This is a genomic window from Streptomyces sp. NPDC055140 (genome assembly GCF_053607285.1).
On record NZ_JBSGTG010000052.1, the window covers coordinates 1 to 10802 of the forward strand.

The following is a 10802-nucleotide window of genomic DNA, read 5'->3' on the forward strand; positions in this document are numbered from 1 at the left end:
CCGAACGACGCCGTCTCCGAAGTGAACCGGTCACCCGTCAGCTGCATACCGTCACCCGAGTCACCCGCAAACCGGATGATCACCCGGTCCAGACGGAGAATCTCCTTCACCGCTGGTCCCCGATCGGCGCCACGAGCTGCCTCTGCAGTGCGAGTTCGGTCGTGGTCAGCGCGATGTCCGGGCGAAGCCGCTCGGGGTGGCCCTGGGGCGGCTCGTCCAGGTTCGGCGCGGGCCGGACCTGCGGTGGGTCCAGAGTGGGTATCCCCAGCCACATCCACCCCGCGGCGGTCAGCGAGTTGTAGATCTCGCGCAGGATCTTCGTGACGATTCTCATGCGACCAGAGTCTTCGCGGGTATGTGCGGCGCCGTGGGGCCGGCCGCCGCGGGTGCGTCCTCGTCGCTCCACGTCCACAGCCGGGCGATCGCGTTCAGGTCCAGGTCGTGGCCCTCGGTCCAGATGCGGGCGGCGGCGTTGAGCACGGACTGCCGGTCGGCCTCGGGGGTGCCCACGCGGGCCGGGAGGAGCGGGGAGACCGCGCCGGCGCCGAGGCGGACCGAGCGGTGCCTGCGGGCGAAGGCGGTGAGGGTCTGGCGGGGGCCGGCCTCGATGAGCAGGACGTCGTCAGCCGCGAGGAGCTCGTCCAGGGCGTTGCGGAAGTGGACGGTGTCGGTGATCTGGTCGGCCCAGAAGCGGGGGCTGCGCGCGGCCTCCGGGCTCATCAGGGTGCCGGTGTAGCCGGAGTAGAGGGGCAGCTTCGGCTCGCGGAGCGGGATGTCGCGGTAGTCGATCTCGATCGCGTCGGAGGCGGGTGCCATCGCCGGGGAGTGGAAGGGGCTGGTGGCGGGGACCGTGACGACCGTGAGTCCGTCCGCACGCAGGCGGTCGGCGACCTCGCCGAGGGGCTGGTCCGAACCGGCCAGCATCACCTGCTGGTTGGCGTTGACGGCCGCGATGCCCACCCCGTCCGTCAGGTAGGGGCGCAGCCGCTCCTCACTCGCGGCGACGGCGAGCATGCCGCCGGCCGGGATCTTCACGGCCTCCCTGACCCGGGCCTGGACCATGGTGACGGCGTCGCGCAGGGAGACCACGCCGGCGAAGGTGGCCGCCACGAGTTCGCCCGCGCTGTGGCCGAGGAACGCCGTGGGGCGTACCCCCCAGCTGATGATCATCTTGCCCAGCGCGTAGTCGATCGCGAACAGCAGCGGCTGGGCCCGGCGTACGTCGTCGATTCCGATGGCGGCGCGCTTCGGGTCGAGCCAGTCGGCACGTACCCGGGAGCCTTCCTCGCCCATGTGGGACAGGGCCGCGTCGACTGCCGCGGTGAAGACGGGTTCGCGACGGTAGAGGCCGGCCGCCATGCCTGCGTGCTGCGAGCCCTGGCCGGGGAACAGCAGGACGACGGGGCGCGGGCGGGACACGTCGACTGCGCGGGCCTGGTGGACGGTGCGGGCGGCCAGGGCGGACACGGCGACGGCCGCACCGCGTACCGGGCCGGGAGCGGTCCCGCAGGGCACCGCGGTCGGCAGGGCGGGGTACGCCTCCCGGTGGATGCCGCTGAGCATCGGCAGGAGTTCGCCGCGCACCCGGGCCTCGTCGTCCGCGTTCCGGCCCGACCAGAGGATCAGGCGGTGGCGGTCGGGGTCGGTGCCGCGCGGGTTCTGGTGCAGGGGCCGCAGGGTCGGGGTGGCTTCCGGGGCGTGGGGCGTCGCCGTCATGTCGAGTACGCCCAGGACGGCGTCCCCGTCGGCCACCGCCTCCGCGGCGCGCTTCACGGCGTACACGGTGATGGTCTGGGCATCGGGTTCGCCGAAGCCCGCGACGAGGGCGAGGTCGGCGGTGCCGAGGTGGAGTTCGTGGTGTGCGCGGCGCAGGGCGAGACCGGGGGTGGCCGTCGTCAGGACGGTGAACCCCTCGTGTTCGGCGCGCAGGCCGGGGCCGACGGCGGCGGAGCCGATGAGGACGACGGTGCGGGCCGGCAGGTTCTCGGGGGAACGGCCGAAGGCTCGCAGTACGGCCGAGACGGCGACGGCCGAGGCCACGACCGGCGCCTGCTCCTGCGGAGCCGGGCCGGGGCTGACTATCAGCCGGCGGACCACCGCACTGTGGGACGTGAGTGACATGGTTCCCTCCTCGTGGACCGTGCTCCGGCCGCATGGATGTCAAGGGATCAGGGACGAGAACGGCCGCCCTGCCCGCCGGGGGAACGTAGGCAGGGCGGCCGCGTGGATTCCGGTCAGGCGGCGGGCGTCCGGCCGGAGTTGATGAGGGCGAGGAGCGCGCCCGGGGTCTCCGCGTCGACCACGGCGTCGTCGGGGATGCTGATGCCGTAGTCGCGCTGTATCTCGCCGATGACCTGGAGCAGGGCGAGTGAGTCATAGCCGAGCTCGATGAACGGGGTGTCGATGACATCGCCGTCGAGGTCGACACCCTCCTCCTCGCCCGCGCTCTCGCGGAGCATGCGGGTCAGGTCGGCCAGGGTCACGGTGGCGGTGGAGGTGGTCATGGTTGGTGCCGTCCTCTCGGTTGGGCGCACTGATGCAGCCGGATGAAGCGACTTGGAAACTGGAAAGCGGGACCGTGCTCGTGCGGTGTGCCGCGGTGGAGCTTGGTGCGGAGCGGTTCAGGTGGCGCGGCGCACCACGAGTGCGGCGTTGAAGCCGCCGTGGCCGCGGGCGAGGACGAGTGCGGTGCGCAGGTCGGCCTCGCGTGCCTCGGTGACCAGGTCGATGGTGTGCTCCGGGGCCGGAGCGGTCACATGGGCGGTGGGCGGGATGACGCCGTCGCGCAGGGCGAGCAGCGCGGTCGCCGCGTCGAGGGCGGCGCCCCCGGCGAGGAGGCGGCCGGTCATCGTCTTGGGGGCCGTGACGGGGACGCCCGCCGGCCCGAACAGCTCGGTCAGCGCCTGGGCTTCGGCCCGGTCCAGGTCCGGTACGCCTGCGGCGTCCGCGAAGACGACGTCGATGTCGCCGGCGGTGATCCCGGCGTCGGCGAGGGCGTTCTCGGCGGCCCTGCGCAGTCCGGGCGGGCGGCCGGTGCCGGGGGCCGGGTCGAGGGTCGCCGCGTATCCGGCGATCTCGCCGTAGACGTGCCCGGCGCCGCGCGCGGCGGCCGAACCGGCCTCTTCGACGAGCAGGATGGCGCCGCCCTCTCCCGGGACGTATCCGCCGGCCTCGGCGGCGAACGGGAGGTAGGCCCGGGTGGGGTCGTCGACGGTGCTCATCAGGCCGGAGGCGATCTGCGGCACCCAGCCCCAGGGGCAGATGGCCGCGTCGACGCCGCCGGCGATGACGGCGGGGAAGCCCTTGCGGATGTGGCGGCGGGCGTGACCGATGGCGTCGATGCCGCCGGCCTGTTCGGTGAGCAGGACCCCGCTGGGGCCGCGCAGCTTGTGCCGGATGGAGATCTGTCCGGTGTTGACCGCGTAGAACCAGGCGAAGGACTGGTAGGCGCTGACGTACTCCTTGCCCTTGCTCCACAGGTTCTGGAGTTCTCGCTGGCCGAACTCGACGGCTCCGCCGGACGCGGCCGTGACCACGCCGATGCCGTACTGGGGGAGTTCGTCGGTGTCGATCCCCGCGTCCTTCAGCGCCCAGTCCGCCGCGGTCAGCGCGAGGCGCGTCATGTGATCGGTCTGCGGCATCAGCCGGCTGGGGATGTGGTCCTCGGCGACGTATCCGGTCACCTCGCCCGCGACACGGGACGGGTACTGGGTGGCGTCGAACCGGGTGACGGGGCCGAGGCCCGACTCGCCGGCCAGGGTGGCCTTCCAGAACTCCTCGGTGCCGAGGCCGTTGGGGGCGGTGATCCCCAGGCCGGTCACGACGGCGGTCATACGGTCCTCCTGTCCGGGCGGGCCAGCACCATGGCGCTCTGGAATCCGCCGAACCCGCTGCCCACGCTGAGCACCACGTCGGTCTGCTGCTCGCGGGCGACGAGCGGGATGTAGTCGAGGTCGAGCTCGGGGTCCGGCTCGTGGAGGTTCGCGGTGGGCGGCAGGACGCCGTGCTTCATCGCGAGGGCACATGCGGCGATCTCCAGGGAGCCGATGGCTCCGAGCGAGTGGCCGATCATCGATTTGATGGAGCTCACCGGGGTGCGGTAGGCGTGCTCGCCGAGACTGCGCTTGAAGGCACCCGTCTCGTGGCGGTCGTTCATCTTGGTGCCGGAGCCGTGTGCGTTGATGTAGTCGACGGTGTCCGGGGCGAGTTGGGACTCGGCCAGGGCGGCGTCGATGGCCTCCGCCATTTCCAGGCCCTCCGGCTTGAGACCGGTCATGTGGTACGCGTTGCAGCGGGAGGCGAACCCGGAGATCTCGGCGTAGATATGGGCACCGCGCCGCTTCGCGCTCTCCAGTTCCTCCAGGACCAGGATGGCGGCGCCCTCGCCGAGGACGAGGCCGCTGCGGGTCTTGTCGAAGGGCCGGCAGGCGCTCTCCGGGGTGTCGTTGCGGGGTGTGGTGGCGAGGATGGCGTCGAAACAGGCCGAGGTGATCGGCGAGATGGGCGCCTCGGTGGCACCGGCGATCATGACGTCGGCCGTGCCCTCGCGGATGAGTTCCACGGCGTGGCCGAGGGAGTCGAGACCGGAGGTGCATCCGGTGGACACGACCGCGGCCGGCCCCTCCGCCCCGGCGGCCCTGCCGACCTCGGCGGCCAGCGAGCTGGGCACGAAATGCCGGTACAGCTCGGGTACGGCGTACTCGTGGTCGACGTTCCACTTGCGGCCGCCGTCGCTGACGACGGCGTACTCGCGCTCCAGGCTCGTGGTGCAGCCGACCGCGCTGCCGACCGCCGTGCCGACGCGGCCGGGGTCGAGGGCGGAGATCTCCAGGCCGCTGTCGGCGAGGGCCTCACGGGTGGAGACGACCGCGAACTGCGCGGCCCGGTCGAGCCTGCGGGTCTCCTGCTGGGAGAGCCCGGCCGCGAAGGGGTCGAAGTCGACCTCGGCGGCGACCTGCGAGCGGAACGGTGAGGGATCGTAGAAGGAGATCCGGCGGGTGGCCGTGCGGCCCGCCGTGAGCAGCTCCCAGTACTCCTTGACACCGACCCCACCCGGGGCCACGACGCCCAGGCCGGTGATGGCGACTCTGCGCATGGTCTACCTGGCCTTCGACGAGGCCGGGGGCGTCGCTGCGCACCAGCCGGTTGGCACTCTGGGGGTCACTGTCGATCCCTTCGTCCGTGCTGATCATGGGTCGGAGACGGCGGCCGGAGGGGGTTCGGGGTGGGAACCCCCTCGGCCGGCCTGAACCGGTCGGCGACTCGCTCGTAGCGTGCTGCCCTGACCGGTGAAGCTATGGAACGTCCGTGCCCTAGAACCGGACTCGCGTGTGCGTGGACCTGCCGGACCGCACGCCTATGTAGGGACATTTCCGTGCTTGCGCGACGGCACTTCGGCGCGTTTGGCGCGCAGCATCGCGAGTGAGCGGATGAGGATGCGTCGGGTGTCCCCCGGGTCGATGACGTCGTCCACGAGGCCGCGTTCGGCCGCGTAGTACGGGTGCATCAGCTCGGTCTTGTACTCCTTGACCATCCGTTCGCGCATCGCGGCGGGGTCGTCGGCAGCGGCGATCTGCCGCCGGAAGATGACGTTGGCTGCGCCCTCGGCGCCCATCACGGCGATCTCGTTGGTGGGCCAGGCGAAGGCGAGGTCGGCCCCGATGGAACGGGAGTCCATGACGATGTACGCGCCGCCGTATGCCTTGCGCAGGACGAGGGAGATCCGGGGCACGGTCGCGTTGCAGTACGCGTGCAGGAGCTTGGCGCCGTGCCGGATGATGCCGTTGTGCTCCTGGTCCACACCGGGCAGGAAGCCGGGGACGTCCACCAGGGTGACGAGCGGGATGTTGAAAGAGTCGCACGTGGAGACGAAGCGCGCGGCCTTCTCGCTCGCGTGGATGTCCAGCACGCCGGCGAGGGCCGCGGGCTGGTTGGCGACGATGCCGACCGTGCGGCCGTCGAGGCGGGCCAGCGTGCACACGACGTTGGGCGCCCACGCCTCGTGGACCTCGAAGGTCTCGCCGTCGTCGACGATCTCCTCGATCACCGCGCGGATGTCGTAACTGCGCCCCGGGTCGGCCGGCACGAGGTCGACGAGCCGGTCGGTGCGCCGGTCGGCGGGGTCGTCGCAGGGCACCGCCGGCGGCATCTCACGGTTGTGGGACGGCAGGAGCGCGATGAGGAAGCGCACGTCCTCGATGCAGTCCGCCTCGTCGTCGTAGGCGAAGTGGCAGACACCCGAGGTCGTGGCGTGCACGTCGGCGCCGCCGAGTCCGTTGTGGGTGATCTTCTCGCCGGTCACCGCCTGCACCACGTCAGGTCCGGTGATGAACATCTGCGCGGTGTCGCGGACCATGAAGACGTAGTCCGTGAGGGCCGGCGAATAGGCGGCTCCTCCGGCGCAGGGGCCGAGCATCACGCTGATCTGCGGGATGACCCCCGAGGACGCGACGTTGCGGCGGAAGATTCCGCCGTAGCCCGCGAGCGCGGTGACGCCCTCCTGGATACGGGCTCCCGCCCCGTCGTTGAGGCTGACGAGCGGTGCGCCCGCGTCCGCCGCGAGGTCCATCACCTTGTGGACCTTCTCGGCATGCGCCTCACCGAGGGCTCCGGCGAAGATCCGGAAGTCGTGCGCGTAGGCGAAGACCGTGCGGCCGTGGACCAGGCCCCAGCCGATCACGACACCGTCGCCGTGCGGCTTGCGGTCCTCCAGGCCGAAACCGGAGGCGCGGTGCCTGCGCAGCGGCTCGATCTCGGTGAACGTGCCCTCGTCGAAGAGGAGTTCAAGGCGCTCGTGCGCGGTGAGTTTGTTCTTCTCGTGCTGGCGCAGGGTGGCCGCGGGATCGGGCCCGCGACTCACCTCCTCCTTGAGCCGCCGCAGTTCGGCGGTGGCGCGGCGGAGGTCGGGGGCTGCCTGAGTGACGGTGAGGTCGTCGAGGATCGTCATCGGCCGAACGTAGGAACGCCGGCTAGAGACGTACTGGAGAGGACCGCCAGGGCCGTCGGCCGGTCGGCGGGTCAGCCGGTCAGCCGGACGCGGGCACCTGGACGTCCAGAGCCGGGTCGGCGGACAGCACCGCCTGATGGAGCTGCTGCAACCGGGCCGAGGGCTCGAGTCCCAGCTCGTCGACGAGGGTCACCCGCAGCCGCTGGTACGCCTCGAGTGCACGCCAGGCGCTGCCCGACCGGTGCAGGGCGGTCATCAGCTGGGCGCAGAAGTTCTCGTGCATCGGGTGCCGGGCGACCAGGACCCGGAGTTCCGGCACGATCTCGGTGTGCCGGCCGAGCAGCAGATCGGCGTCGATCCGCCTCTCCAGAGCGGCCATCCGGTCCTCCTCCACGCGGAGCACCTCGAGCTCGAGCACGGTGCCGACGCGTACGTCGACGAGGGCGGAGCCCCGCCACATCTTCAGTGCCTGGCCGAGGAGCCGCGAGGCAGCGAGGTAGTCCCCCGCCTCGTGCGCGGCCCGGCCCGATGCGGTGATGCGGGTGAACTCGTGCGCGTCGACCTGGCCCGGCTGCACCTGGAGAAGGTAGCCGCCGTGCTGCGTGACCAGGACGTCCTTGGCGTGGCGGGACGGGTCGCCGTCGAGTGCCGCGGCGATCTTGCGGCGCAGCTGGAGGATGTACGTCTGCAGAGTGGTGGCCGCGCTGCGCGGGATGTCCTCGCCCCAGATCTCCTCCATCAGCGTCGCCACCGTCACGACCCGGTCGGACTGGAGGGCGAGCAGGGAAAGGATCTGGCGCGGTTTGGCGGCGGTCGGTACGACGGACACTCCGTTCTCACGGGCCGTCAATGGTCCCAGGACATTGATCTCCATGATGACGCCCTCCCCTTCGTGGGCTGGTGCGGCAGGTCCGTCGGCGGGCCTGCACAGGTTGCGGAGTCTGGCGTCGAGCCTCGCACCAGAGGCATCCGAGTCCCAGTGAGGTGGTCACGAGGCCGGGCATGAAAATGTCATGCCTCCTTGGTGACAGCGGCACTGTGCCGTGCGACGCGGCGGGCCGCAGAATCCTGGCATTCGGCAAGCGAACAACGTCTCGCAGGATCAACTCAGCAGGGGGATCACCATGAACACCGCCACGCACGCTCAGCTGACCTCGGATCACCAGTTCGCACTCCTGACCGCCCGGGCCGGCCTGGAGCCCGACCTGGCCCAGCGCTACACGAGCGACCCGGTCGCCGTGCTCACCGAGTTCGGACTTCCCGCCACGGAGCCGGTGTACGGCGACGACTTCGCGGACCTCTTCGGGGAGGTGTACAAGAGCGGGAGCACGGACCGCGGCCTGGTCATCGACCATCTGGACCGGCCGGGCACCGTCATGCTCTACGGCTGCGCCACCGGCATGGCGCCCCTGCCCGGCGAAGAGGCCGAAGCGGCGCGTGCATGAACATATCCGGGGGGAGAACCACCGAACTGCCGGTGGGGTTCAAGAGACACCTGCGGGTGGAGGCGATCGAAGGGGACGCCGTCTACCTGCTGTCGGAGCGGGGCACAACGGCCTTGCAGGGCCGTGAGGTTCAGCAGCTCGCGGCCCTGCTGGACGGGACCCGCACCCTGGCGGCCGTCCTGCGGGACGCGGCGGCGACCGTGGCCCCGGAAACCGCGGCCCGCATGATCGCCGAACTCGCCCGGGCCGATCTGGTCGGCTACCACGACCCGGCCACCGACGCCTCGACGGAGGCGTACTGGGAGATCGCCGGCCTGCACGGGCCCAGCGCCTCCGCCTCGTTCCGGGAGACGCGGGTGGCGCTCGTGCACCTGGGCAGGGGGGATCCCGCGGCGGCGCGGGCCGAGTGCCTGGTCGCGGGCCTGCGGATGACCGGCCCCGGCGAGGAGGACTCGGCCGAACTGTCGCTCGTCCTGTGCGACGACTACCTGGACCCCCGCCTCGCCGAGATCGATGCCCGGCACCGGGCCTCGGGCCGCGCCTGGCTGCTGGCCAAGCCCAGCGGCGCGGAGACCTGGGTGGGCCCGGTGTTCGCAGGCGGGCAGGACGCGTGCTGGGAGTGTCTGGCGCACCGCCTGCGCGGCCACCGGTCGTCCACGGCTCCGGTCCGCCAAGCCCTGGGCCTCATGGGAATGGTGCCCGTCCCCGAGGCCTCGTTCGCCACCGTGCGCGCCCTGGGCCTGCACACGGCGGTGCTCGAGGCGACCAAGTGGGTGGCCGGCATGCGGTACGAGGGCCAGCGCTCCGTCTGCACGCTGGACACCCGCACCCTCGCGACCAGCCGGCATCCGGTGACCCGCCGCCCGCAGTGCCCCACGTGCGGGGATCCGGAGCTCGTCACACAGCAGGCGAACAGGCCCTTCACGCCGCGCTCCAGCCCCAAGTACCGCACGGTGGGCGGCAATCACCGGTCGCAGAGTGCGGAGGCGGTGCTGTCCCGCTACCGGCATCTGGCCGACCCGGTCACCGGCGTCGTGTCCGAACTCCGTCCTGCCCCTGGCGCGCCGGACGGACTGAACCGGTACGTCGCCGGGCGCAATCTGGCACTCGGCGACAGCCGTTCCCTGGCCGGGCTGCGTGGTGGCCTGCGCGGCCAGAGCGGAGGCAAGGGAACCACTCCGCAGGAGGCCGAGGTCAGCGCCCTGTGCGAGGCACTGGAGCGCTACTGCGGTACCCGGCAGGGCGACGAGCCCACGGTGCGGGACACCCTGGCGGGGCTGGGCGACGCCGCCCTGCATCCCAATCTCTGCCAGCTGTTCGCCGACCGGCAGTTCCGGGAGCGGGACCAGTGGAATCCGCGGCACTCGCGCTTTCAGCAGGTACCGCCGCCGTTCGACCCGCAGACACCGGCCGACTGGACGCCGGTGTGGTCCCTCACGTCGGGCACGCAGCGGCTGCTACCGACGTCGATGCTGTACTTCGGTCCCGGTCCCGACGGTGTGCCGGCCACGCCGTGGGCCGACTCCAACGGCAACGCGGCGGGCAGCAGCCCGGAGGACGCCGTCGTGCAGGGCTTCCTCGAACTGGTGGAACGGGACGCGGTGGCGCTGTGGTGGTACAACCGCACGCGCCGGCCCGCGGTGGACCTCGACGCCTTCGACGAGCCGTGGCTGGCCCGCACCCGGCAGACGTTCGAACGGCTCCACCGCCATGTCTGGGCGCTCGACCTCACATCGGACTTCGGCATTCCGGTCGTGGTGGCCATGTCCCGGCGCACCGACGGGCCGGCCCAGGCGATCTCGTTCGGGTTCGGGGCTCATTTCGATCCCCGGCTCGCTCTGCGGCGGGCGGTCACGGAAATGGCCCAACTCCTTCCCCCGGAGGGGGACCCGGCTGAATTCCGGTCCGCGGACCGTGATCTTTCTGCCTGGTGGCAGGGGGCGACGGTGGAGAATCAGCCATACGTTCGCGCGGATCCGGCCGAAGCTCCACGGACCCCGGAGTCCTATTCCTTTTCGGTCCACAACGACCTGCTGGACGACATCGAGTTGGCCGAAACCCTTGTACGTGGCCGTGGCATGGAATTGATGATCCTTGATCAAACACGCCCCGACGTGGGACTTCCCGTTGTGAAGGTGATCATTCCGGGAATGCGTCACTTCTGGGCACGGTTCGCCCCGGGCCGTCTCTTCGACACACCGGTGGAGCTCGGACTCCTCTCGCGCCCTCTTCCGTACGGCGAACTGAACCCAATTCCCCTCTTCGTCTGACTTTGACCGTCGGGTGGTTTGGCGGGGGGGGGGCGCGCCGCAAGTGCGAGGCAGGGGGGCCGTAGGGTGACGGGGCGGGGGGGCGGGCAGTGGGCAGGCGGGGGGGGGTAGGGATGGGCCGCGGGGCGCGGGGGCGGGCCC

Annotated in this window: 9 protein-coding genes and 1 pseudogene; 2 read left to right on the forward strand and 8 right to left on the reverse strand. The window is 71.5% G+C overall.

Annotated elements, in window-relative coordinates; all coding sequences use genetic code 11:
- The 8 genes and pseudogenes from ACWFR4_RS44850 to ACWFR4_RS44885 form a co-directional block, all read right to left on the reverse strand.
- Positions 1–185 (reverse strand): annotated as a pseudogene (locus ACWFR4_RS44850) (hypothetical protein); the annotation flags it as partial.
- Positions 107–334 carry a DUF6059 family protein gene (locus ACWFR4_RS44855; RefSeq protein WP_206302061.1) on the reverse strand — a complete coding sequence of 76 codons (228 nt, stop codon included), beginning with the start codon at positions 332–334 and terminating at the stop codon, positions 107–109. The pseudogene ACWFR4_RS44850 and the gene ACWFR4_RS44855, both read right to left, overlap by 79 nt.
- A complete protein-coding gene (locus ACWFR4_RS44860; RefSeq protein ID WP_453657298.1) occupies positions 331–2121 on the reverse strand; it encodes an acyltransferase domain-containing protein in 1791 nt (596 codons plus the stop codon). Before ACWFR4_RS44860 ends, ACWFR4_RS44855 begins: the two co-directional genes overlap by 4 nt.
- Before the next feature lie 113 nt (positions 2122–2234).
- Positions 2235–2504, reverse strand: a complete 270-nt coding sequence (locus ACWFR4_RS44865; protein ID WP_266674876.1) for an acyl carrier protein — start codon at positions 2502–2504, stop codon at positions 2235–2237.
- A 117-nt stretch (positions 2505–2621) separates the two neighbouring features.
- Positions 2622–3833: a ketosynthase chain-length factor gene (locus ACWFR4_RS44870; protein WP_453657300.1), complete on the reverse strand. Its 1212-nt coding sequence runs from the start codon at positions 3831–3833 to the stop codon at positions 2622–2624.
- Positions 3830–5095, reverse strand: coding sequence for a beta-ketoacyl-[acyl-carrier-protein] synthase family protein (locus ACWFR4_RS44875; RefSeq protein ID WP_453464207.1), 1266 nt, complete (start codon positions 5093–5095; stop codon positions 3830–3832). The genes ACWFR4_RS44870 and ACWFR4_RS44875 overlap by 4 nt, the downstream gene beginning before the upstream one ends.
- Positions 5096–5356: 261 nt before the next feature.
- Complete coding sequence (locus tag ACWFR4_RS44880) at positions 5357–6946, reverse strand: acyl-CoA carboxylase subunit beta (RefSeq protein ID WP_453464204.1); 1590 nt, start codon at positions 6944–6946, stop codon at positions 5357–5359.
- A gap of 79 nt (positions 6947–7025) precedes the next feature.
- Positions 7026–7820 (reverse strand): AfsR/SARP family transcriptional regulator, encoded by a 795-nt coding sequence (locus ACWFR4_RS44885; protein ID WP_326710794.1) that lies wholly within the window; start codon positions 7818–7820, stop codon positions 7026–7028.
- A gap of 250 nt (positions 7821–8070) precedes the next feature.
- Between ACWFR4_RS44885 and ACWFR4_RS44890 the strand changes: the two genes are divergently transcribed.
- Together ACWFR4_RS44890 and ACWFR4_RS44895 are read left to right on the forward strand one after the other, a co-directional pair.
- Complete coding sequence (locus ACWFR4_RS44890; RefSeq protein ID WP_453464201.1) at positions 8071–8391, forward strand: hypothetical protein; 321 nt, start codon at positions 8071–8073, stop codon at positions 8389–8391.
- Complete coding sequence (locus ACWFR4_RS44895) at positions 8388–10661, forward strand: TOMM precursor leader peptide-binding protein (RefSeq protein WP_453657302.1); 2274 nt, start codon at positions 8388–8390, stop codon at positions 10659–10661. The genes ACWFR4_RS44890 and ACWFR4_RS44895 overlap by 4 nt, the downstream gene beginning before the upstream one ends.
- The last annotated feature ends 141 nt before the right edge of the window (positions 10662–10802 follow it).